Source organism: Sinorhizobium arboris LMG 14919, from assembly GCF_000427465.1.
GTDB lineage: Bacteria > Pseudomonadota > Alphaproteobacteria > Rhizobiales > Rhizobiaceae > Sinorhizobium > Sinorhizobium arboris.
The window spans coordinates 2,891,070-2,914,557 of the sequence record NZ_ATYB01000014.1 but is presented as its reverse complement, the minus strand read 5'-3'; the positions used below and the strand labels follow the sequence as shown (position 1 = coordinate 2,914,557).

Genomic DNA, 23,488 nt, shown 5'->3' with positions numbered 1-23,488 from the left:
GGTGGATGCCTTGGCATGCACAGGCGATGAAGGACGTGATACGCTGCGAAAAGCCGTGGGGAGCTGCGAATAAGCTTTGATCCATGGATCTCCGAATGGGGCAACCCACCTTAGATGCTTGGAAAATTTAAGCCGTGCGATGTACGGCTTAGGTTTCCAAGCATTGTTGAAAGGTATCTTATCCTGAATACATAGGGATAAGAAGCGAACGCAGGGAACTGAAACATCTAAGTACCTGCAGGAAAGGACATCAACCGAGACTCCGCAAGTAGTGGCGAGCGAACGCGGACCAGGCCAGTGGCAATGAGGAATAAAGTGGAAGGATCTGGAAAGGTCCGCCGTAGCGGGTGACAGCCCCGTACACGTAGAACACTCATTGTCCTTGAGTAAGGCGGGACACGAGAAATCCTGTCTGAACATGGGGAGACCACTCTCCAAGCCTAAGTACTCGTGCATGACCGATAGCGAACAAGTACCGTGAGGGAAAGGTGAAAAGCACCCCGACAAGGGGAGTGAAATAGAACCTGAAACCGGATGCCTACAAACAGTCGGAGCCCGCCCTCCAAATTCCTTGGAGGGGCGTTTCGAATATCTCGTCGTTTACGGCGGGAATTTGGAAGACTTTAAAGTGACCCCAAATGCCAAGGCATTTGGTGGGTGGGTGACGGCGTACCTTTTGTATAATGGGTCAACGACTTAGTGTGACATGCAAGCTTAAGCCGGTAGGTGGAGGCGTAGCGAAAGCGAGTCTGAACAGGGCGCCTTAGTATGTCGCATTAGACCCGAAACCGAGTGATCTAGCCATGAGCAGGTTGAAGGTTGGGTAACACCAACTGGAGGACCGAACCCGCATCTGTTGCAATAGATTGGGATGACTTGTGGCTAGGGGTGAAAGGCCAATCAAACTCGGAAATAGCTGGTTCTCCGCGAAATCTATTTAGGTAGAGCGTCGACCGAATACCCCCGGGGGTAGAGCACTGGATGGGCTATGGGGACTCACCGTCTTACTGATCCTAACCAAACTCCGAATACCGGGGAGTACTAGTCGGCAGACACACGGCGGGTGCTAACGTCCGTCGTGAAAAGGGCAACAACCCTGACCTCCAGCTAAGGTCCCCAAGTCATGGCTAAGTGGGAAAGGATGTGAGGATCCCAAAACAACCAGGATGTTGGCTTAGAAGCAGCCATCATTTAAAGAAAGCGTAACAGCTCACTGGTCTAAATAAGGGTCTTTGCGCCGAAAATGTAACGGGGCTGAAGCCATGCACCGAAGCTGAGGATTTGCCTTACGGCAAGTGGTAGCGGAGCGTTCCGTAAGCCTGTGAAGGGATACCCGTGAGGGGTCCTGGAGGTATCGGAAGTGCGAATGTTGACATGAGTAACGATAAAGAGGGTGAGAGACCCTCTCGCCGAAAGACCAAGGGTTCCTGCTTAAAGTTAATCTGAGCAGGGTTAGCCGGCCCCTAAGACGAGGCGGACACGCGTAGTCGATGGGAACCACGTTAATATTCGTGGGCCTGGTGGTAGTGACGGATCGCTTAACTTGTCCGGACTTATTGGATTGTCCGGGCGGGGACGCGGTTCCAGGAAATAGCTCCACCGTATAGACCGTCCCGAAACCGACACAGGTGGTCAGGTAGAGTATACCAAGGCGCTTGAGAGAACTATGTTGAAGGAACTCGGCAAATTGCACGCGTAACTTCGGAAGAAGCGTGACCTCATGATGGGCAACCATTGTGGGGTGGCACAGACCAGGGGGTAGCGACTGTTTATCAAAAACACAGGGCTCTGCGAAGTCGCAAGACGACGTATAGGGTCTGACGCCTGCCCGGTGCTGGAAGGTTAAGAGGAGGGGTGCAAGCTCTGAATCGAAGCCCCAGTAAACGGCGGCCGTAACTATAACGGTCCTAAGGTAGCGAAATTCCTTGTCGGGTAAGTTCCGACCTGCACGAATGGCGTAACGACTTCCCCGCTGTCTCCAACATAGACTCAGTGAAATTGAATTCCCCGTGAAGATGCGGGGTTCCTGCTGTCAGACGGAAAGACCCCGTGCACCTTTACTATAGCTTTACACTGGCATTCGTGTCGGCATGTGTAGGATAGGTGGTAGGCTTTGAAGCGGGGACGCCAGTTCTCGTGGAGCCATCCTTGAAATACCACCCTTATCGTCATGGATGTCTAACCGCGGTCCGTCATCCGGATCCGGGACAGTGTATGGTGGGTAGTTTGACTGGGGCGGTCGCCTCCGAAAGAGTAACGGAGGCGCGCGATGGTGGGCTCAGAGCGGTCGGAAATCGCTCGTCGAGTGCAATGGCATAAGCCCGCCTGACTGCGAGACTGACAAGTCGAGCAGAGACGAAAGTCGGTCATAGTGATCCGGTGGTCCCGCGTGGAAGGGCCATCGCTCAACGGATAAAAGGTACGCCGGGGATAACAGGCTGATGACCCCCAAGAGTCCATATCGACGGGGTTGTTTGGCACCTCGATGTCGGCTCATCGCATCCTGGGGCTGGAGCAGGTCCCAAGGGTTTGGCTGTTCGCCAATTAAAGCGGTACGTGAGCTGGGTTCAGAACGTCGTGAGACAGTTCGGTCCCTATCTGCCGTGGGTGTAGGAATATTGACAGGATCTGTCCCTAGTACGAGAGGACCGGGATGGACATATCTCTGGTGGACCTGTTGTCCTGCCAAGGGCATAGCAGGGTAGCTATATATGGAAGGGATAACCGCTGAAGGCATCTAAGCGGGAAACCCACCTGAAAACGAGTATTCCCTTGAGAACCGTGGAAGACGACCACGTTGATAGGCCGGGTGTGGAAGTGCGGCAACGCATGAAGCTTACCGGTACTAATCGTTCGATCGGCTTGATCGTTCCCATTGCTCATGCTCATCGATGATGAGCATCGAAATTCTTTGTCCTCACGCTGTCGCGATCGGAAGATCGCTTCGCTGCGGACGGCCTTTGGCCTTGCGGAGCAAAAGCTCCGACAAGTGCCCGAAGCACCGTTAAAGACGTGTTCGAAACAAAAGAAGTGAAAACTTCACCAGCTTCTCGATGACAGTTTGCTCCGCAAGGAGCAACGCTTGCGCTTTGCCGACCTGGTGGTTCTGGCGGGGTGGCTGCACCCGTTCCCATTCCGAACACGGCCGTGAAACGCCCCAGCGCCGATGGTACTTCGTCTTAAGACGCGGGAGAGTAGGTCGCTGCCAGGTCTGCAAAACGCAAGAAAATACATCTTCTCTCATAAACAAGGCCCGGACGATACAAACCGGCCGCCGGACAAGCCACTGTCCGATCGCCAAGCCGAGCCGATACAAACAAGATTTTGCTTCGCAAAACTCGCGAGATTTTGCTTCGCAAAACTCGGATAACGCGGGGTGGAGCAGCCCGGTAGCTCGTCAGGCTCATAACCTGAAGGCCGCAGGTTCAAATCCTGCCCCCGCAACCAAAAATACCGACACTCCCGAACGATCCGTTCCGGGAGTGTTCTTTTTTGCAGCCTTTCCAACGACCTGGCGCTCGAGCCGGTTTAGGATCGCAAGCGGCAAGCAGACCGCGTCCGGCGACGCGGGTCATCGGCGCACTCCGTTCAGGCGACCTTGTCGAACCGGGTCGGCCGGATAAGGACCTCGGCGGAAATGCCCAGGCGATCATGCAACTGACGAATCATGTCGATCGACAGTCCGCGCTTGCGGTTGCGGATGGGCTTCAGGTCAGCCGCCATGCTTCACCTCCGTCACGTCGATCCTGTCATAGGCCTTGTGGGTGCCGATCCACTTGATCCGGGGACGATGCCCTTCTCGAAATCGACAGCCACCACCAGACGGTAGGGTAGTCATTGCCCTTGATGTTGAACACGGTCCGCCCGGAATTAACGATGCTGGTCGTGGCGTAGCGTCTCTTCATATCGGCGGAACTCGCCCACTCCGACGTGCTGACTTCATCGAACCAGGCGTCGAGTGCGGCTTTGACGGCCGGCTGGTCTTTTTGCCCGGCAAGGCTATCGACGAATTCCCGCAAGTCCGGCGGGCGATGATTTTGGCCTCAAGAGCGATATGCCGGTTCCCCCGGCGCCCGAGCAGACGGGCGAGGCGAAGTACAGCCTCGTTGGACACACGGGCGGGGTCATCCTTCGTCTTGGCGACGCCGAAAACTTCAATGCTAAGGCGAGGAAGCTCGGGATAAAGTGCTTCGACTTCTGCAAGAAGGGCGGCGCGTGAGCGCCGCCTCCCTGGGGTCAAATAGACCAAAGAACGTTGCGGTTGTCGCAGAAGCTCAAATTACGCGAGCGATCAATCTCAGGCGGGAAGAACAGAACTGGGTTTTCTCGCGGAAACCAAGATGGCGGATGCGTATGACTGAGGAAGCACTCCGTGATAATCGTTATTTATGCCTTCAATCCCGTTGCCCTTCGTCATCTCCCTTCTTCTCTGCCTTATCCTTGTGCGGATGTTCCGGCAGGGAGAAGGGAAACTCGGGCTGTTTCATCTGCTCGTCGCCACGTTTGCCGCTCAGGCGATCTTGTCGGGATTGAACTGGAACGTCGGCTGGCGTCCGGCTCGTTCTATTCAGCCGATCGTCGCAGCGGTCCTTCCGGCCATGTCTTTTGGAGCCTTTGATCAGCTACGCCGCAATAGGCTTGCAAGGCGCACAGACATCCTGCCGCACCTGGTGCCGGCGGGCCTCGTTGCAACTCTCGTCGCCTTCTGGCGCGCGCCAGTCGACATTGTTCTCTTTGCCATCTACCTCGGATACGGTCTTGCGCTTCTCCGGGTTGCCGGACAGGGGCCGGGCGCTCTTTCCGCTGTCCGTATCTCCGATGAATGGACCGCACATAGGGCGCTCATCGCAATGGCGGTCATGCTTGTGGCGACGGCCTTCATCGACGCAATAGTCTCGCTCGATTTCGTCTTTGGAGGTGGCGAGCAGGCCCGAACGATCGTCACCGTTGCGAGCGTTTCATGGCTAGCGGTCGCCAGCTACGCCGCCACGGTCGCGGACAATACTCGCCCCGACCATGAGGCAAATACCACTGCGGAAGAATTCGCCTCTTCCTCCTCCGCACTGCCGGCGTCTCCGAGCATCGAGGATGACAAAGCCATAGCAAGCCGGGTCGATGCCCTGATGCGGGAGCAACATCTCTATCGCGATCCAGACCTGACGTTGGACCGTCTTGCACGGCGCGTGGGTATCCCGGGACGCCAGATTTCCGGTGCCCTGAATCGAACTTATGGCCGCAACATCTCCCAGGTTGTAAATGAATACCGAGTCAGCGATGCCAAACGACGGCTCGTCGCGACACGCGATCCGGTGACAACCATCATGTTGGAATCGGGCTTCGGCACAAAATCGAACTTCAATCGGGAATTCTCGCGCGTCACGGGCATGACCCCGAGCAGCTATAGGCGCGCTGGCTGCGAGATATCTGCCGCACCGGATGCGCGGGCGGAAGTACCGGCGTCATAGCTGTTCGCCCCCGGTCCAAAGTCATCGCAAAAAGGCCTAGATCGCGATCTCGAACGTCCAAGATCGTGTTCAAGGACGCGCTGCTCTTTATCTTCCGACAAGTTTCGGCCTGATCCATCAGCCCAAGGAACTTCGATGAAACTGTTGATCAAAATCGCGACGATGTTTTGCAGCACCATCTCTCCGGTGCTGATGGTGCACCATTCTGCCGCTGCCGGTGAATTTGTCGGCGTGCGGCAGATCGCAGCTCCCTCCAAAGAACGAGGCAGCGATCTAGCGGTCACCATTTGGTACCCGGCGGACGCGGGCGGCAAATCTGTTACGCTTGGGGAGAGTGTATTTTTTGTGGGAACGGACGCCATGCTCGAAGCCCCGATCTCGCGCGGAAAATACCCGCTGATCTTGTTATCGCATGGCGTTGGCCTGGGAGGCACTCCACAAGCCATGAGCTGGATTGCAACGCCTTTGGCGAAGCAGGGGTTCATCGTGGCGGCTCCCGTTCATCCTGGGAACACGGGGGCGAACAGATCAGCAGCGGAAACGATGAAGCTTTGGCTGAGACCTGGAGATATCAGCGCGACCTTGGATACGGTTCAGAAACAGCCGTTTCTTGAAGATCACTTTGAAGCTGGGAAGGTCGGCGCACTTGGACTCTCGATGGGCGGCAGCACTGCTCTGGCGCTGGCTGGTGCCCGTATCGATCCGATCCGTTTGGCAGGCTACTGTGACACCGACATCCTCAATCCGTCGCTTTGCGGATGGGTGAGGCAAAGCGGCGTCGATCTTCACGCGATGGATATGAAGCTGGCTGGTCGAAACAACGAAGACAAAAGAATCCAGTTTGCCATGGCGATTGATCCTGCCCCTATGGACGTGTTTCAAGCCAGCACGTTTTCGGAGGTTTCCATTCCTGTCGAGATTGTGAATCTTGGACGACCAGGAACGATCCCCCGAACTGCGCTCGCTTCGGAGATCGCAAAGGCCATTCCGGAGGGTAAGTATTCCACGATCGATGATGCGAGCCATTACAGCATGTTTGGCGAGTGCAAACCCGGCGCGGCCGAGATCGCTGCGTCTGAAGAGATAGGCGATCCCATTTGCTCCGACGGAGGCGGGCAGTCGCGCCCCGAAATTCATAAGCAGTTGGTCGATATGGTCACGGAGGCTTTTGATCGAGAGCTGAAAACGGACCGCTAGCTGGGCATGACTGCTAGGAAACACTGATCTTTCGAGCCTACAGCTAGCCGCATTCATCTTGCGACGCGTTGTTTGCCGCCGACTGCGCAGGAGGTCCATCCGTAGCCTTCCTCGAAACCGTGGGTGTTCGCAAATGGATCCGATGCGGTCTGCGGCCCCTTTCACCGACTCGGCCGATATCGGTTGACCATCGAAATGATCTCGTTCCGAGACGAACGGATGCGCCGAGCCACTATCGGCGCGCCGCATAAGGCCGGACAGATCTGTCTTTGCGAGCATCTTGGTTCGGGTAATACCAAGATCGAGCGGAAGCGTCAGCGGTGATCCGTCAGACCCAGCAGATCGCTGACCTGCTGGGATTCCGGGCTAATGGGCTTACAGAGGCAATCGCAAGCCTTTCCGGACCTCTGCCCTTGCCTCCGCGAAATCCGCGAGGAAGGCCGGGTTGTCCCGAACCATCACCGCGCAGATGGCGCCAAGAATCCTTCCGGCTTCAACATCGCTTGGAAAGTGAACCCCGCCGATAACCCGGCTGAAGCCGAGATCCCGACCCCTTTGCATGATCTCCTCGCCCTTTTCAGGGATCATCTGAGCGAGCACGATTGCAGTGAAGTGCGAGAAGGCGGCATGCCCGCTCGGATAGGCGCCGTAGTTCTTGAACTCCGACACCGCCTCGACCGCGTCGTTGAGCGCGCCCGGCCGTGCCCGGTTCCACTTCTCCTTGCCCTGCTTGTTCAGATTGCTCTCGGTTTTATAGACTTGATGAAAGAACTGCTTCGCGATTGGAAAGTTCTCCTCCTTCCATTCCGGGCCGAGCACGTCAGCCCACCGGAACACGCTCTGCTCTGAATCCGCGAGCGACGCCTCCGCCATTTCCGGCGTCCGCCGCTCCTGCCAGCGCAGCACGAGATCCATATCATCGTCAGCCAGCAATCCTTCCGGGGGCGGCGGCAGGTAGCGTGTGGAATCGAACGTTTCGGGATCGATATAGACCTTCACGTCCTTAACGATGACGGCTCCGTCCATCACCTCGGTCGCACCGACGTGGCTTCCAGGTAACGCGAACAGGGTAAGCATTCCCGCCGTCACCAGTCCCCTCAGCGCGCGCCCGCCCGAGCCGGGGCTCCGGGACTTGCGGACCGCATCCGCCGAAACAGAACCGTTGCAGATCAAGTCACTCATATGATTCCTCCCTTGGTGGATGCCGGCTAGAGGCCGGCAACAATGATTTTGCAATCACCATGCCAGTCGCGCCGCAAAGCAAGTTCGCTAGTGATTTGTTTTTCCATTGTTTTTCGCCGCGCAAATCTGACCTGCTGTCAAGGGCGGGTCATTGTTGACCCATGCGCGACTTGGGGCGTGGCATAACTGACCCGAGGCACGGTGGGTGAACCCACAAAAAACGCCGACCCAATGGGCCGGCGTCGTTTGGGTTGATGATCGAGTGAGCCGTAGGACTAAATGTGCACAGTCTTCGTCTGCTCCAACACGCCGAAAGCCCGTGCGATCGGGGCATCAAGCGGTATCTCCGTCTCCCCGCCCTCAGCGAGAAAATAGGCAGTGGTCTGCGGCTCGCGATAAGCATCCATCTGGCGCCGTGTCGCGTTCGTGCAGATCCCGCGGATCGCCCGGAAGCAGCCGCTATGGGTTACGACCACATGCCGGGCGGAGGGATCGATTGACCTAAGCCACGTCTCTATCCGTGCTCCGACATCCGCCTTGCTTTCTCCGCGCGGAGGACGATAGCCCCAACGGTCGCGTTCGTGCTCGCCAAACTCCGTTGGTCGCTCCGCTTCCACCTCCGCCAGGGTTTTGCCTTCCCATTCTCCGTAAGCTCGCTCAGCAAGAGCAGGCTCCTCGACGAAGCTATGGAACGGAATGGCCCAGCAGTCGCTGAGGAGCGAGGCCGTTTGACGGGCACGTCCTAAAGGGCTCACCCAGTACCGCACGGGGCGGTGCCGGATGACGTGCTGCTGCAACGCCGTTGCAACGGCAAGAGATTGCCGCACGCCGTTCAGCGTCAAGGGCGTGTCCCCGCGGCCCTGCAGCCGTCCTTCCTGGTTCCATTGCGTTTCCGCATGCCTGATCAGCAGGATTGGCGGATAGGGGACGTCTCGCGAGATCTCCGCCCTCGGCGACGGCGCGTCGGTCGCTGGCCGGTCATTCAGCAGCGCCTCAGTCACGGATCACCACCGCCTGGTCCTGATCGACACAGATCCATACGGCCTCACCCTCGCCACGGCGACTGGCGCCGCGCCGATGATGTTCGTCAACGAGCAGTCGCTCGCCGCCGACGTCGACGAAGTATCGAACCATCCCGCCGAGAAATTCCGCTGAAGCGATGACGCCGTCGAGCGAGCGAGGGTCGCGACCCTCGCGGAACGCAATGCCTTGCGGACGCAGCACGAGCCTTGCGGGTCCGGCGGTGTGTTGCCCGGCCAGAGAAACCTTTAGTCCCTTCGTGCTCGTGAACGAACTCGCGCCGCCGGCAGCCTCGACCCGACCTTCAAGTACATTCGCCGTGCCAAGGAACTTCGCCACGAAGCTGTTGACCGGACTGTCATAGACATCGTCAGGCCTTCCAACCTGCTGGACGACACCATCCGCCATCACGGCGATGCGGTCGCAGATCGTGTTGGCCTCTTCCTGGTCATGGGTCACGAAGATCGTCGTTATCCCTAGCCGCCGCTGCAGCTTCAGGAGATCCTGTCGCATCTGGACGCGGAGATTGGCATCGAGATTGGACAGCGGCTCGTCGAGCAGGAGCACGCGCGGCTCGACGACGATTGTCCTTGCGAGGGCGACGCGCTGCTGCTGGCCACCCGAAAGCTGGGATGGATAGCGATCGGCAAACTTGCTCATCCCCACGAGATCGAGGGCGGCCCTGACCCGTTCCGTGGCCTCGGCCCTCGGCACGCGCCGCTCATCAAGGCCATAGGCGACGTTCCTTGCCACCGACATATGCGGCCAGAGCGCATAGCTCTGGAACACCATGCCGACGTTGCGCTTCCAGGGCACCAGACCGACCACGTCCTGTCCGTCGAGCAGGATTCTCCCCTTCGGAACCGGGCCAAATCCGGCAATCGCGCGCAGCAGCGTCGATTTTCCCGACCCGGACGGGCCGAGAAAGGCAAAGAACTCGCCCGGCTCGATCCTGAGATTTATGCCCTTGAGGACATCCGTCGACCCGAAGGACAAGTGGATGTCCTCGATGTCGATCGCGACAGGCTTTACACCCCTCTGGGTTCCCTCGATCCCGGGATTGGTTCGAGCGACATTCATCGTATTCGTTGTCAAATTCATGTTAGTGTCCTCCCCCGGTGTCTCCCGAGTTGGTTCGATTGCGACGTGCCTTGTCGATGAGGCGGTGCGAGAGATAGGTGGCGAAGCCGACGATGATGACCGCCAACACGCCGAGCGCTGCACCCGGGCCGCGGCCGGCCGCCGATTGCATGAACAGATAGAGACCGTAGGCCAGCGGCGCGTCGCGCTCGCTCGATACCAGCATGATGGTTGCTGAAAGCTCGACTGCCGCCGTCGAGAAGCTCGTGACGAACCCCGCGACCAATCCACTCGCCATGAGGGGCACGACGATGCGGCAAACTGTCCTGAACTTCGATGCCCCAAGGTTTTCCGAGGCTTCTTCAAGCGATGGAGAAATCTGCTGCAGGGCCGCCGTGCAGGACCGCAACGCGTAGGGCAGACGACGCACGGCGAGGGCGATGACAATGATGCCCCACCAAGTCGCCAAGGGTTTCCCCGTGCCCGGCAGTTCGATCCCGTAGAACACCCGCAGATATCCAATGCCCAAGACCACGCCCGGCACCGCCAGTGCGGCCACCGCCATATAGTCCAGCCACTTCCGGCCGATGATGTCGGTGCGCATCACGACATAGGCGATAGCCGTACCCAGAACGACGTCGATCAGTCCCGCGAGCCCCGCATAGAGGAGCGTGTTCTGGATGAACCCCCAGGCCGATGTTAGCGCCGTGCTGTAGTGCGCAAGGGTGAACCCATCAGGCAGGACGCTGAAGGACCAAACGGTGCCCAGCGACAGAAGCAGCAATCCAAAATGGGGCGCAAGAACGATCGCAAGGATCAGCAGGACGACCAGGTAGCAGAGAATCGCCTCATGGGGGCGGAGGTCACGTTTGGCGAGTCCGCCGCCGCCCTTTTGTGTGGTCGAATAGTCCCTGCCGCGCATGCCAAGGAACGACACCCACATCGCAAAGATCGAGAAGGCGATCAGGATGCAGGAGATGACGTAACCCATCGGGTCGGAAATGCCGACGGAGGATATGCGCAGATAGGCTTGCGGCGCCAGCATGGTGTTGACGTTCAGGAGCAGGGGCGTGCCGAGATCATCGAAGACCTTCACGAACACCAGCGAGGCCCCGGCGATATAGCCAGGCATCGCCAGCGGAAAGACGATCCGGCGAAACAGACGAACACCGCTCGAGCCGAGCATCTGTGCGGCTTCCTCCATCGACCGGTCGATGTTCTGCAGACTGGCCGAGAGATTGATCAGGATGAAGGGGAAGTAGTGAATGCTCTGGACGAAAATCACCCCGTTCAGGCCCTCCATGAACGGGAAACTCACGCCGAAATAGTCGCGCAGAAGGAGATTGACGCTGCCGTTGGCGCCGAAGAGGAGCTGCATGGCGACTGCGCCGATGAAGGGCGGCATGATCAGCGGGACAAAGGCCAGCGTCTGAATGATCACAGAGCCCGAAAAGTTGAACCGCGTCGTGAAGTAGGCGAGCGGCAGGGCGATCGCCGACGCGATGATCACCGACATGCCGGACACGTAGAGAGAGTTGAAGAACGACTGCCGGAAGAGCGTGCTGTTGAAGAAATCGTAGAAATTGACCAGCGTGGGGGCACCCGTCGACGGATCCTGAAACGCAACCTGGATGACCTTGAGCACCGGCACGATCAGGAATGCGCCGAGAAACAAGAGCACCAGGCCGGCCACGACATAAGGGCCAAGCGAGGACGCGAACGCCGGTCGCCGTAAAACTGCGGACGACATCAATCCATACTCCAATCATGAAAATCGGGGAGCGGTACGGCAGGCCGCACCCCCTGCCCACCACAGCAGGAAGGGGACGGGTGCGACCCGGTATCAAACAGATGATTGCTACGTCTCAGAACATCGAACGAGCTTTGTCGGCGAATTCGATCGCCTTCTGGTAGTTCGCGACTACCTTCGCGTCCCACTGCTGCTCGATCTCGGCCTGCCGCCCTTCGACCTTGTCGTCGGCGGATTTGCGCTCGACCTTGAAGATGGCGTTGAAGTCCGCGTCCATAGCCTGCGTCTCGTCGACTGGAAGTTCCGCAACCAGCGCCTTGGCCTCATCGATCAGGGCGCGCGCTTCGGCATTGTCGCCGCCTGCTTCAGCGAGTGCGGCCTCGGCCCTTTGAATGGCCGCGGTCGCGTTCCGCAGATCCTCCAGACGATAGGTGATCATGACGTCGAAGAGCGAATTGACGACGTTGTAGCGCTTTTCCGAAAGGGCGCTGTCGAAATTGACCTCCGTCTTGATCGACCCGTCAAAGGGATTGGGAAGCCCTTCCGGTGCTTTCTTGTATGCGTTCTCGTTGACCGGGAGGCGCATGATCTTCGGATCGAAAAGGAGCGCTTGCCCCTGCTCAGAAAGAAGGAAGTCGATGAACTTCTGCGCCGGCCCCTCGTTGGGGGCGTTGGCAACCACACCGATATTGGCGGGCACTAGTGCGGTCACGCTCGGATATTGGAACTCGACCGGGAAGCCCGAAGCCTTCGATGAGAAACCGAAGAAGTCGATGACGATGCCAATGCCGAACGAGCCGCTGTTGACGCCGTCCGGCACACCGAAGCTTCGCTCCGTGATAGTCTTGGCATTGCCGGAGATCGCCTTGACGGTCTCCCAGCCGTTCTGCCAGCCCTCGCCCTGCAGAATGGTCTCAATCGTCAGATGTGTGGTGCCGGAGCGCGACGGCGAGGAAGTGCCGACATGTCCGTGATAGACTGCCTTCTCCAGATCGCTCCACTCCTTCGGCACCGGCAGATCGAAGGCCTCCATGTAGCGGGTGTTCCACATGATGCCGTAGCCGGAAAGCGCGAAGCCCAGATACATGCCGTCCGGATCGTTGATAGGATAGCCGTTGAAATCGGCAGGAATCCCCTCGACCGACTTCGAATACGGCGCAAGAAGATCCTGCTCCTTGAGCACCTCGAACGCGTCCGGAGCGGAGGCCCAGAAGATGTCGGACTGATTGTTCTTTGCCGTCTCGACCAGGTATTTCACTCCGGACGAGGTGCTCTTGTTGACAATCTCCACCGCGATCGACGGGTTTTCTTTCATAAAGGCAGTCTTGAACACATCGGTCAGGTCGGAGGGGAACGACGTGACGATGACGAGCCTGTCGTCAGCGGCAGAGGCCGGCATTGCGACGAGCAACGCCGCCGCGGCGACACTGAAGCAGGCTTGTTTCAACAGGTGGTGAATTCTTGCGGACATGGGTTCCTCCCGGATTTCTGCGCAAAGCGGCCAGCAAGCCGCCAAACACCTGGGAGCAACCTCCGTGCCAATCACCGAAGCATCCGGCGAACAACGAATGCATTGAAATCAAAAGAAAAAAGAACAGCGCATCAACACGATGGGGGTCACTATTGACCCAGGTCGTCTTCGTCGCGTGTCACTAGTGACTCGGCCTCTCCGCAGAACCCCTCGCGATCGAGTCCATGACGCTGCAGGCGCAGATAAAGCCTCTTCCTGGGAATGCGGAGCAGATCGGCTGTCTGCTGCGCACGCCCGCCAGTCGCGCGCAGGGCATTGATGAGGATGCGTTTCTCGAATGCGTCCACCTGATCCGGCAGGCTCCGCCTTTCCTCGCCCGCAATAGCCATCTCGCCAAGGTCGGCGTCTATCCCGAGCGCATGCCGCTCCGCAAAATTCACCAGTTCCCTGACATTGCCTTTCCACGGCCGGGTGCACAGCTCTTCGAAGAAAGCTGTATCCGGCGTGGCCAACTTGATTCCTCTGCTCTTGGCGCACTTCTCAGTGTAATTCATGAACAGGAGCGGGATATCCTCGACCCGGTGTCGAAGCGGCGGAATCGAGACCATCGCCACGGCGATCCGATAGTAAAGATCGGCCCGAAAACGCCCCTCCGAAGATGCCTCCTCGAGGTCCGCCTTCGAAGCTGCGACAACCCGAACATTGATCGGGATCTCCGCCTTACCGCCTAAACGTTCGATGACCTGCGACTGGAGTGCGCGCAAAAGCTGGGTTTGGTGCGCGATCGGCATGCTTTCGATCTCGTCCAGAAACAATGTGCCGCCGCTCGCCTGTTCGAGCCTGCCAATGCGGCGCCGATCCGCTCCGGTGAAGGCCCCGGCCTCATGGCCGAACAGTTCACTCGCAATCAGCGTGTCGGGCAGTGCGCCGCAGTTCAGAGCCACGAAGGAGCCGTTGCGTCGCGGCCCGAGGCTGTGCAGCGCGCGTGCCACAAGCTCTTTTCCGGAACCGGTCTCGCCATAGATCACCGTGTTCACATCGGCGGCCGCGACGGCGGCGACGCGTTGGCGCAATCGCCTCATCGCCTCGCTGTTGCCGACAAGGTGCTTTTCGATCTCATAGCCGCCGCTACCCTTTCTCGACAGGCGCCGGTTCTCGATAACAAGCGATCGCATTCGCACGGCACGCGCCACAGCGGCGAGCATCGTCTCCGGATCCGCCGGCTTTTCGATAAAGTCGTAAGCACCTGATCGCACCGCGCGCACCGCCATCGGGATGTCGCCATGTCCCGTCACGATGATGACCGGGATGTCGGGATCGATTCTCCGCACGGCCTCGAGGAAATTCATCCCATCCATGACCGGCATGCGAAGATCGGTGACGACCGCGCCCGGCCAGTCGACGCAAAGCGCGCGCAGCGCTTCCTGCCCGTTGCCGAACGCCAAGGGCTTATACGCCTCCAACGCCAGCGTTTCCGCCCAAGCGCTGCGAATCTCAACTTCGTCGTCGACCAAAACGACGGGCAAGCCTGTCGTATGGTTGCTCATGACTTGAATAGCTCCACGGTTGCCAAGACGCCGCCTCCTCGTGCCCGCCTGACCTCCAGCCTGCCGCCGAGATCCCGGATCACATTGTATGATATCGACAGACCGAGCCCGAGACCCTCGCCGGGTGGCTTGGTCGTGAAGAAGGGATCGAACAGGCGATCACGCACCTCATCGCTGAACCCGGCCCCACTGTCGCGGATGCTGACGCGGGCGAGTTTGCCCGTCTCGCTCACACCAACGACAAGCTGAGGTGAGGCAATCTCCCGCATAGCGTCAAGCGCGTTGCTGATCAGGTTGACGAGCACCTGCTCCAGAAGGGCTGGCTCGGTCATGACGTGCACCGGGTGCTCGGGACGATCCCAACGGACATGCACCCCTTCCCGTGCCAGGCGTTCTTCGAAGAGGGAAAGCGCGTTTGACGCGACATCCGACAGGTCGTGCCGGGTCACCACCTCCTGCGGGCGGCGCGCGAACCGCTTCAAGTGGTTTGACGACTTCGACAGCCGACCGATCACCCGGTCCATGTCGGCCAGTTTCTCGCGGATCTTGTCCAGATCGCCGCGCTCAACATAGCGCAGCGCATTGTGCGTATAGGAACGCATGGCCATAAGCGGCTGGTTGAATTCATGGGCGATGCCCGCCGAAAGCTGCCCAAGCGCGGCCAGTTTTGCTGCCTGTATAAGTTCCGCCTGCGTTTCCCTCAGCTCCGTCTCCGCCCGCCGCCGAAGATCGATCTCCTCAAGAAGCGCCTCGTTCGATCTCCTCAATTCGGTTGCGTGGACGTCAAGGGCTCGGGATTTGTCCTGAAACAGACGAACCGCATCGGCAAGTTGGCCGATCTCATCGGGACCTGAAACGGGTACAGATATATCTGTCTTGCCGTCGGCAATAAGACGCATGGACGAGAGAACATCCATTAATCGCAGAAGGAGCTTCCCTCGTACGAACACGACCGAGAAGGCTAGGAGCAGCGCCAGCAGGATCGCGGTGCTGGCAGCGTTCAACAGGTGGGCATTCGAAACGATGACGGCGATTTCTTCGGACGCCAGCTCCGAGCGTCTGCCGCTCTCGCGAACGGCCCCCGCGACCAAGTCTCCAAGCTTAGTGAGGAGCGCGCCGCTCGTCTCCTGCAATTGCATGTTTTCTGAGAGAAGTCCGCTTTCGCGAAGCTTCAGATTCAACAGGCTGTCCTCGCCGTCACTAAATCTGGCGAGTTGATGCCACAACTGTCGCAGCGTAATGGAGCTACTGTTCCCGACAAGCATAGCGGCGGTTTCATTCGCTTCCTCAACCGTCTCTGCCAGACGTCCCTGGAGATACTCGATCGCCCGATACTCGTTCTCACTTGCCGCCCGCAATATCAGGCCGACTGCCAGATTTGCATTGGCGTGCAGCCGCCCGAGCGCCTCCGTAGCGCGAACCTCCTCTGCGACGAGTGCGTGATGAAACGCATGTGCGCCGCCGGTTCCTCCGGCATGCCGCAGCGCGGATCCGACGTTGAATCGTGCATCTGTCAGCAAGGGCTCGACCTCGAGCAGAAAATCCCCATGCAACCGGTTGATCCGGGTCACCTGTTGCGCAAGCGCTGACTTCAGGAAAAAACGTTTGCCCACATTCGTGTCCAGGTCACGGATATTGGCCTCAAGCGAGGAGATGACGTCGCCGAGACCGACCGAATAGCCGCCCTCGCTACGTTTCGCCTGCCCCAGCAACTCTCGAATGCCTCCGAAATGATCCGTCAACCGTTCAAGCGCTGTCTCCCGTTCGAACTGTGTCTGCGCGTCGCCTAAGGCCGGCACCTCGACGCGAATTGCCTGGCCGATCTCGGCGAACCGTGCATTGACAGCGGAAGCGCCCAGGTTCTCGACGGCGAGATTGGCCACCGAGCGACTGACGCGGTCCAGCGTTATGCCGGTGACCAGTGTCGCCGCCACCGCCACTCCAGCGATCACTGCCAGGGAGGCCGCCAGCTTCCATCTGAGCGTTGTGAAAGCCGGTCTCACTGGACTGCTTCTTTCGTTCGGCTTTGACCGGAGGCCTCGATCCGCGCGACAAGTTCGCGGGCGCGTCTGAAGCGTTCGTCGAAGTCACGGGACCAACTGTCGCGCAAGGCAATCCCTGATCCAGACGGCTGTGCGTCAGAATCGAGCGGCAGAGCCGATAGCGCCTCCTCCAGCTCGGCAGCGTCCGACATGAACGACGCCACGGGAACAGCCTCCAGCAGGTTCCTGAGATTGGCGACCAGTGCCTTCTCTGTGCCTGATTCCATGACCAGCTGGTCCCTTTCGAACCGCCGGACTGCCGCCCACAACTCGACCAGATCGACATATCGATACGTGATCATCTCGTCGAAGAGCGCGCTGACGACCGCGATGCGCCGCGCCGCCAGGGCCGTGTCAAATGCTGAAGCATCCTGCGCCGGTTCGAAGCCCACCTGCGCCCACAGTCCTGGTGTGATCGGAATGCGCGCAAGATTGGGGCGTAGCAGCAGATTCTGAGCGGCTTCGGACCGGAGGAAGTCGACAAACGCCATCGCCCCCCTGTCCTGATCCGAATGTTCCGTAATCGCAACGCTCGCCGGAAAGACGATCGATGGCGAGAGGGCAGCGAAGCCGAGACGCTGCCCCCCCTCATTGGCTTGCGCGAGAAAATCGATCCCGATCCCGAAACTGAACCGTCCCTTCGCCACGCCCTCCGGGACTCCGAAACTCCGAGCCGTTATCGTCGCCGCATTTCCACCAATGCGCGACAGCAATGCCCATCCAGCCTCCCAACCGTAGTGTTGCAGCACTGTCTCGACGAACAAGTGCATGGTGCCGCTTCGCGCGGGCGAGGTGAGGCCGAGTGTGCCGGCGTAAGACGGCAATCCAAGGTCCGACATCGCACCCGGTATGCTCATGTCATGTCCCGGCCTCCACATCACGCCGATGCGGGACAGCGCGAAGCCGAAGCGTGAGCCATTCGGATCATCGACCTCGATGCCGGCGAAATCAGAGGCACTCCGGACCATCTCGGGGCGGCGAGCTAACAGTCCGGCCGCATCCAAAGCCCTGAAAGCCGTCGGCGAGCTCGCCCATACGATATCAGGCTCCGGGCGGCGCTTCTCGCGCACATGCCGGATCAGTGCAATCGTGTTCTTGTTGGTGACGCATACGCTGATGCCTTGATCGGCAGAAAATCGCTCAACGAAGGGGCGATAGAATTCTTCAGGATATGAAGTCAGAACTTGGATGCGGCATCTTTCTTCAGCGGTGTGGGCTCGCTCTACCGCCAACAAACAGACCGCAGCCAGCAAAATAATGAGCTGTCCGCTTCTCCAACCGACTTTTCTCATCCTCCCCCGGCCCTCGGCGCTTTCAACTGTTCTGTTCACCTCCCCACATGATGTGCTCTCGGTTAATTGGCACTTGTAGAGCGGCGGCTCCGCGCCAGTGTTGCCACTGCTATCGCGAGTAGGAAGCCATGTTCTCTATATCACCTTTTGTGCTTGATGCCGCAGATTAAGGCGCTGAATGCCTGTCCGCTGATCAGAAACCAGGCAAGACCGCTGGCTACCAGAATGCTGATAGTCTCCGTCAGATGCAGGTTTTCATCCGTGGCATGGAGTCGTATGCGCGCAGGAAAGTTTCTGCTTTCTCGCTGAGCAATAGCTGCGAAACCGATACCGAGACAGGCATGGAGAATGCCCATAGGTCTGCCAGTTCGAGGGAGCGCAGACTTGCAACGCCGCGAGCAGCATTCATCATAGAAAGAATTCTATTAACCCACTCCATATGAGCTCCCGTGTTGGAAAGCGGCTTCTTTCGCAAAGGTTTTGTTAACTAATGCTTACTTCAGACGGTTTGACCTTTTGCCTATCAGCATTGCCAAAGGAAGGGTCGGCAGGCTCACCCTTGCGATATGAGTTATAGTACGGTACATTATCTCATAATCGAGGTGAGGAATGATCGTTGGCTTTCGGGATGACTGGTTGCGGGCTTTCTTCGTGGACGATGCCCATTCCCGCAACATCCCGTCTGATCTCGAAGCCCGGCTGTTCCGTAAACTCCAGATGATCGATGATGCAACAACCGATCAGGACTTGCGCGTGCCGCCCAGCAATCACTTCGAGAAGCTGCGCGGGAATTTGGCAGGGTTCCATTCGATCCGCGTGAACCAGCAATGGCGGCTGATTTTCCGCTGGGATGGCGAACGCGGCGAGGCTGACGGGATTTATCTGGACGATCACAGCTACCGATGAGAGCGAGGCAAAATGCTGACCACCAAGCGCAAGCCGGCGACTGTCGGCGAGATACTGACCGAAGAATTCATGAAGCCGATGGGCCTGACGCAGGGCGCGCTCGCCGAGGCGATGGGTGTCCAGCGCAAACATGTCAACGAGTTGTGCGGCAACCGCCGGAACGTAACGGCGGCGACAGCCTTGATCTTGGCCCGTGTCTTCGGCAACAGCCCGGACTTCTGGCTCAACGTGCAGCGGCGCAACGATCTTTGGGAGGTGATGAACACGCCGAAGGAACGCGAGCGAGTTGAACGCGCGCGTCCGTTGAAGGATGCGGCCTGACTGGTATCACCAAAGCGGCGACGGATGCTCAGACGTTTTACCCGTCCTAGGTGCCGCCGATGCTTCGCCAGCGCCGCACGCTTGGCTTTATGCCTTCACAGCCTGAATCCCGTGCCGCTTCCTGCCTGTTTGACTCGAAAACAGGGCAGGAAGCGGCATGGAAGACGTTGGGAAAGGCAGGCGCGATCAGAGGCCTTCGGCCAATGACAACGGGCCGGAAGGAAAGGCAGAGGGCGGGGAGGAAATCGCGCCGTTGCAGAAGCTAGACAGAGTGGTGCTCGATATCGCCCGCCTGATCGGCAGGCAGATGGCGAGGAGGATTTCGAGCGGTTGAGAGCCGCGACCGCTGGCAGATCGCCGGTTCCTATGAGGATGCGGCGATATCCGGTTCCAGCACGATTCTTCGTCCCGGGATCCAACGGCTTGTGCGGGACGCGCAACGCGGCGAGTTCAAGATATTGCTGGCCGAGGCGTTGGACCGCATCAGCCGCGATCAGGCGGACGTCCCACCCTGGTGAGGGCGATGGGAAGCAGCATGCAACCGATCCAAGCCGCTTTACTCCAGTCGTGCAGGTCTGTGCGCCAATATCGCCTCATAACAGCTCCAAAAATGGGGCGTGATGCAAACCGAGGTACCGATATTCGTTCAGATATCGGCAGCCTGTCCCGCAACGAGATTGTAAAGCCGTTTTCCGATGAACCCATCCGGATCGGCCAGGTCGTGAACCACGCTCATGTGATTGAGCCTGGGTGCACCGAGAAGCTCCGCCTCCTCGTTCAACGAGGCGAGCAGTGCCTGAAACTGCGACGCCTGATCGAGAAAAGGAGCGGTTTCGTTCTCGCCATAGGCAATAATGCGTCGAGCGCATTGATGATGGGTGGAAGTGAGCGGCGTCCAGGCGGCTGCCTCCGAGGGCGTCATCTGCGCTTCGCTGCGCAGGAAGCTGTCCGGAATCCCGGAGAGATCGTAGATGCCGCTGACGAGGAGAAGACCCGCAAGCTCAGGGAGCGCGCGCGCACCGGTTTCTTCCGGGCCCGTCGCAGCGAGATAGGACGCCAGATGAGCTCCAGCGGAATGACCGCTAACGGTCAGTCGCTGAGGGTCTGCACCAAAATCGGCAGCGTGATGCTGAAGCCAGAGGACGGACCGCCGAACCTGATCGACCAGCACGTTCAGCCGCGTCCCGGGCATGAGGTCGTATTCAACGAGTGCCGCAACGCCGCCGGCGGCAAGGACAGGCGCGGCCACGAAACGGTAGTTCTCCTTTTCCCCGGAGCGCCAGTAGCCGCCATGGACAAAAACATGCAGCGGGGCGCCGGCCTTCGGACGTTCCGGCAGGATGACGTCCAGGACCTCACGGGCGCGTGTGCCGTAGCGTAGGTCTGCAAGGACCTTCGCCCTGGCTGAAAATATGCGGCTGCGTTCGGCGAACTCGGCGGCGATCGCGTCGAAATCGGGCACGAAGTCCCGAATTCGGTAAAGGTCCTGTGGGGCCATCTTCTCTTCCTTCGATATCAGTAGTCTACTGCGTAATACTTTGCCTCCATGAACTCCAGAATCCCGGTCACGCCTCCTTCCCGGCCGAGTCCGCTCTGCTTGACGCCGCCAAAGGGCGCGGCGGGATCCGACATCAGACCTCTATTGATACCGAGCATGCCCGTTTCGAGGCATTTCCCCACGCGCATCGCGCGTTTCAGATCGCGCGTGTAGACGTAGGCGGCAAGACCATACTCGGTGTCGTTCGCAAGATTGACGGCCTCCTCATCGGTATCGAACCGGTAGACCGGCGCAACAGGCCCAAAGATCTCCTCGCGGGCGATCGAGGCGCCCGTCGGAACGTTCTCAAGTACGGTCGGGGGATAGAAATAACCGCTTTCCTCAAGCGGCTTGCCGCCGGTCGTTGCACGCGCGCCGGCCGCGATCGCGTCGGAGACCAGCCGATCGATCTTCTTGACGGCGTTTCGCGTGATCATCGGGCCGCACTGCGTCTGCGGGTCATAACCGGGGCCGATTTTCAGGGCGGCCATCCGGGCGGTAAGGCCCGCTACGAAGGCATCGTGGATGCCTGCCTGGACATAGAAGCGGTTGGCGGCTGTGCAGGCTTCACCTGCATTACGCATCTTCGCGATCATGGCGCCATCGAGAGCGGCCTCGAGATCGGCGTCGTCAAAGACGAGGAACGGCGCGTTGCCGCCGAGCTCCATGGAGCAGCTCACGACCGATTTGGCGGCTTCGGCCAGAAGAATGCGGCCGACGCCCGTCGAGCCCGTGAAGGAGAGCTTGCGCACGCGCGGATCGGCGAGCATCGCGTTGGTCACGCCGCTCGGGTTGCTCGTGGTGAGCACGTTGACCACGCCGGGCGGAACACCTGCCTCCTCGCCCAGACGCGCCATGGCATAGGCCGTCAGCGGTGTTTCGGAGGCCGGCTTCAGAATCACGGTGCAGCCTGCGGCCAGGGCAGGCCCGATTTTGCGCGTGGCCATGGCGGCCGGGAAGTTCCACGGCGTGATCAGGACGGCGATGCCGATCGGCTCATGATCGACAAGAATATGGTGCGAACCGGATGGCGTGTGTCGAAATTCGCCCGGAATGCGAGTCGCCTCTTCCGCATACCAGCGGAAAAACTCGGCGGCATAGGCGACTTCCCCGCGCGCATCGGGCAATGCCTTGCCGTTTTCGAGCGCTATCAGCGTTGCGAGTTCCTCGGCGTGCTGGATCATCAACTGGAACCAGCGGCGCAGTATTTCCGAGCGCTGGCGCGCTGGGGTAGCGCGCCATCCCGCAGCGGCAGCGTCTGCCGCATCCACCGCTCGCAATGCATCTTCGGCCGTGGCATCGGCCACCTCGGCAATCTTTTTGCCGGTCGAAGGATCAAGAACGGCGATGCCACCGCCCCTGTGCCATTCGCCGCCAAAGTAGAGACCCTGGGCGTGGAATGCCGGGTCGGCGTAACCGGAAAATTTTGCGTGGAACGTCATGGCAGGGTCCTTTTAAGTCAGTTCAGGCTGGCCCGGTCACCGCTGAAGGCAGCGGCGACGAGCTTACGCATTTCGTTGGCGTTGAGCGGACGGGGGTTGTTCTGGACAAGGCGAGTAATGCCGGAGCTCTGCTCCGCCACCCAATCGATCTGTTCGTGCCTCAGGCCGAGATCGCCTAGTGTTTTCGGGATGCCGATCCGTTCGAAGAGCGAGGAGACGGCAGGGATCACCGCTTCGGCTCCATCCAGGCCGACCGCCTGCGCGATCCTTGCGAGCTCCTCTTCTATCACCGGAGCATTCCAGGTCATGACATAGGGCATCAGGCAGGCAACGCCGACGCCGTGCGCGGTGTGGGTCAGAGCGCCCACGGGGTACTGGATGGCATGGGCGGCCGCGGTTCCCGCAGCACCGAAGGCGAGACCGGCCAGCGTCGCTCCGAGCATCACTTTTTCGCGGGCCGCTATGTCCGAACCGTTGCTGCATGCCGCTTCCAGGCCCTGCCACAGATGGGCGATGGCACCCAGGGCGAACTGGTCAGAAAGCTCGTTCTTACCGACAAACACACGCTGCTGCGCAATGCCGGGGACGGGCTCGCGCCGGATCGCGGTCAATGCCTCGATCGCATGCGTCAGCGCGTCGGCACCAGCGATTGCCGTGAGTCCGGGCGGGCAGGAAAGGGTCAGCTCGGGGTCACAGATCGATACCGTAGGGATCAAATATGGACTTGAGATACCCACCTTCAGGGTGCGCTCCGAATCCGACAGCACCGCGACCGGGGTGACCTCCGAGCCGGTGCCGGCGGTGGTGGGGACAGCGATGATCGGCATGACCGGTCCGGGAACGGCGTTCTCTCCATAGTAATCCTGTGGCCGCCCGCCATGCGTCAGGAGAAGCGCGACACATTTCGCCATGTCGAGGCAGGAGCCGCCGCCGACACCGACGATGAGGTCGGGAGCGAAGCCTCTGGCCCCCTCAGCGCTTGCGATCGCTGACTCGACCGGAACGTCCGGCAAAGTGGAACTATCGACCAGGACCGCGAGACTCGCCTCTTCGAGCTGTCCGACAAGCGTGAGGAAATCCGCCTCCGCCGCAAGACGCCCATCCGTGACGACCAGTGCGCGCCGTCCAAGCCGAGCGGCAGCGCCGGCGAGCGCATGGCGCTGGCGGGATCCGAACAAGAGTTCGCGCGGCGCCCTCAATGTGCCGAATAGGTTCATTCCGTGCTTCCTCCACAAG

At 59.6% G+C, this 23,488-nt stretch carries 19 protein-coding genes, 1 tRNA gene, 2 rRNA genes and 1 pseudogene (1 of these 23 running past the window's edge); 10 read left to right on the top strand and 13 right to left on the bottom strand.

Translation table 11 applies throughout. The features are described from left to right. From SINAR_RS0125355 to SINAR_RS0125345, 3 genes are all read left to right on the top strand, one after another. Positions 1–2,870: ribosomal RNA gene (locus SINAR_RS0125355) — 23S ribosomal RNA — on the top strand (it extends 23 nt beyond the left edge of the window). 226 nt (positions 2,871–3,096) lie between these two features. Continuing rightward, positions 3,097–3,211: ribosomal RNA gene (rrf, locus tag SINAR_RS0125350) — 5S ribosomal RNA — on the top strand. Positions 3,212–3,370: 159 nt separating this feature from the next. Further along, positions 3,371–3,447 (top strand) — tRNA-Met (locus SINAR_RS0125345). Positions 3,448–3,588: 141 nt separating this feature from the next. Here SINAR_RS0125345 and SINAR_RS1000000138215 read toward each other — a convergent pair. Together SINAR_RS1000000138215 and SINAR_RS01000000133875 are read right to left on the bottom strand one after the other, a co-directional pair. After that, positions 3,589–3,723 carry a hypothetical protein gene (locus SINAR_RS1000000138215; RefSeq protein ID WP_272913700.1) on the bottom strand — a complete coding sequence of 45 codons (135 nt, stop codon included), beginning with the start codon at positions 3,721–3,723 and terminating at the stop codon, positions 3,589–3,591. 26 nt (positions 3,724–3,749) lie between these two features. Beyond that, positions 3,750–4,019, bottom strand: a complete 270-nt coding sequence (locus SINAR_RS01000000133875; RefSeq protein ID WP_234710638.1) for a type II toxin-antitoxin system HigB family toxin — start codon at positions 4,017–4,019, stop codon at positions 3,750–3,752. Between the two features lie 35 nt (positions 4,020–4,054). Between SINAR_RS01000000133875 and SINAR_RS1000000137420 the strand changes: the two genes are divergently transcribed. The 3 genes from SINAR_RS1000000137420 (at position 4,055) to SINAR_RS0125325 (ending at position 6,662) form a co-directional block, all read left to right on the top strand. After that, positions 4,055–4,219, top strand: coding sequence for a hypothetical protein (locus tag SINAR_RS1000000137420; protein WP_167333609.1), 165 nt, complete (start codon positions 4,055–4,057; stop codon positions 4,217–4,219). Positions 4,220–4,388: 169 nt separating this feature from the next. Further along, positions 4,389–5,465: a helix-turn-helix domain-containing protein gene (locus tag SINAR_RS0125330; protein WP_028001679.1), complete on the top strand. Its 1,077-nt coding sequence runs from the start codon at positions 4,389–4,391 to the stop codon at positions 5,463–5,465. Between the two features lie 135 nt (positions 5,466–5,600). Then, positions 5,601–6,662 (top strand): alpha/beta hydrolase family protein, encoded by a 1,062-nt coding sequence (locus SINAR_RS0125325; protein ID WP_033057566.1) that lies wholly within the window; start codon positions 5,601–5,603, stop codon positions 6,660–6,662. Between the two features lie 375 nt (positions 6,663–7,037). On the opposite strand, the gene SINAR_RS01000000133870 is transcribed toward SINAR_RS0125325, so the two are convergent. From SINAR_RS01000000133870 to SINAR_RS0125280, 8 genes are all read right to left on the bottom strand, one after another. Continuing rightward, positions 7,038–7,844: an acid phosphatase gene (locus tag SINAR_RS01000000133870; protein WP_050577548.1), complete on the bottom strand. Its 807-nt coding sequence runs from the start codon at positions 7,842–7,844 to the stop codon at positions 7,038–7,040. Positions 7,845–8,119: 275 nt separating this feature from the next. Next, entirely contained in the window at positions 8,120–8,845 is a 726-nt protein-coding gene (locus SINAR_RS01000000133865) for a histidine phosphatase family protein (protein ID WP_234710637.1), read from the bottom strand. After that, positions 8,838–9,965 (bottom strand): ABC transporter ATP-binding protein, encoded by a 1,128-nt coding sequence (locus tag SINAR_RS0125305; protein ID WP_084617637.1) that lies wholly within the window; start codon positions 9,963–9,965, stop codon positions 8,838–8,840. The genes SINAR_RS01000000133865 and SINAR_RS0125305 overlap by 8 nt, the downstream gene beginning before the upstream one ends. A gap of 1 nt (position 9,966) precedes the next feature. Next, positions 9,967–11,694 (bottom strand): ABC transporter permease, encoded by a 1,728-nt coding sequence (locus SINAR_RS0125300; protein WP_028001675.1) that lies wholly within the window; start codon positions 11,692–11,694, stop codon positions 9,967–9,969. Between the two features lie 115 nt (positions 11,695–11,809). Further along, the gene (locus SINAR_RS0125295; protein WP_050577547.1) at positions 11,810–13,165 is read right to left on the bottom strand and encodes an ABC transporter substrate-binding protein; all 1,356 of its coding nucleotides are present in this window, start codon (positions 13,163–13,165) and stop codon (positions 11,810–11,812) included. A gap of 149 nt (positions 13,166–13,314) precedes the next feature. Then, a complete protein-coding gene (locus SINAR_RS01000000133860) occupies positions 13,315–14,712 on the bottom strand; it encodes a sigma-54-dependent transcriptional regulator (RefSeq protein ID WP_050577546.1) in 1,398 nt (465 codons plus the stop codon). Next, positions 14,709–16,715: a sensor histidine kinase gene (locus SINAR_RS0125285; protein ID WP_028001673.1), complete on the bottom strand. Its 2,007-nt coding sequence runs from the start codon at positions 16,713–16,715 to the stop codon at positions 14,709–14,711. Before SINAR_RS0125285 ends, SINAR_RS01000000133860 begins: the two co-directional genes overlap by 4 nt. Beyond that, positions 16,712–18,007 (bottom strand): ABC transporter substrate-binding protein, encoded by a 1,296-nt coding sequence (locus tag SINAR_RS0125280; RefSeq protein WP_234710636.1) that lies wholly within the window; start codon positions 18,005–18,007, stop codon positions 16,712–16,714. Before SINAR_RS0125280 ends, SINAR_RS0125285 begins: the two co-directional genes overlap by 4 nt. Positions 18,008–18,655: 648 nt before the next feature. Between SINAR_RS0125280 and SINAR_RS0125270 the strand changes: the two genes are divergently transcribed. The 4 genes and pseudogenes from SINAR_RS0125270 to SINAR_RS1000000135780 all read left to right on the top strand — a co-directional run. Next, complete coding sequence (locus tag SINAR_RS0125270; RefSeq protein WP_028001670.1) at positions 18,656–18,952, top strand: type II toxin-antitoxin system RelE/ParE family toxin; 297 nt, start codon at positions 18,656–18,658, stop codon at positions 18,950–18,952. A 12-nt stretch (positions 18,953–18,964) separates the two neighbouring features. Next, a complete protein-coding gene (locus tag SINAR_RS0125265; protein WP_028001669.1) occupies positions 18,965–19,273 on the top strand; it encodes a HigA family addiction module antitoxin in 309 nt (102 codons plus the stop codon). A gap of 157 nt (positions 19,274–19,430) precedes the next feature. Then, positions 19,431–19,607, top strand: a complete 177-nt coding sequence (locus tag SINAR_RS1000000137215) for a hypothetical protein (protein ID WP_158500205.1) — start codon at positions 19,431–19,433, stop codon at positions 19,605–19,607. A gap of 13 nt (positions 19,608–19,620) precedes the next feature. Further along, positions 19,621–19,791 (top strand): annotated as a pseudogene (locus SINAR_RS1000000135780) (recombinase family protein); the annotation flags it as partial. 128 nt (positions 19,792–19,919) lie between these two features. Here SINAR_RS1000000135780 and SINAR_RS0125255 read toward each other — a convergent pair. The 3 genes from SINAR_RS0125255 to SINAR_RS0125245 are packed head-to-tail and all read right to left on the bottom strand — an operon-like array spanning position 19,920 to position 23,469. Next, the gene (locus tag SINAR_RS0125255) at positions 19,920–20,771 is read right to left on the bottom strand and encodes an alpha/beta hydrolase (protein WP_028001668.1); all 852 of its coding nucleotides are present in this window, start codon (positions 20,769–20,771) and stop codon (positions 19,920–19,922) included. Between the two features lie 17 nt (positions 20,772–20,788). Further along, positions 20,789–22,252, bottom strand: coding sequence for an NAD-dependent succinate-semialdehyde dehydrogenase (locus SINAR_RS0125250; RefSeq protein WP_028001667.1), 1,464 nt, complete (start codon positions 22,250–22,252; stop codon positions 20,789–20,791). Positions 22,253–22,269: 17 nt separating this feature from the next. Further along, positions 22,270–23,469 carry an iron-containing alcohol dehydrogenase gene (locus SINAR_RS0125245; protein WP_028001666.1) on the bottom strand — a complete coding sequence of 400 codons (1,200 nt, stop codon included), beginning with the start codon at positions 23,467–23,469 and terminating at the stop codon, positions 22,270–22,272. Positions 23,470–23,488 lie beyond the last annotated feature (19 nt).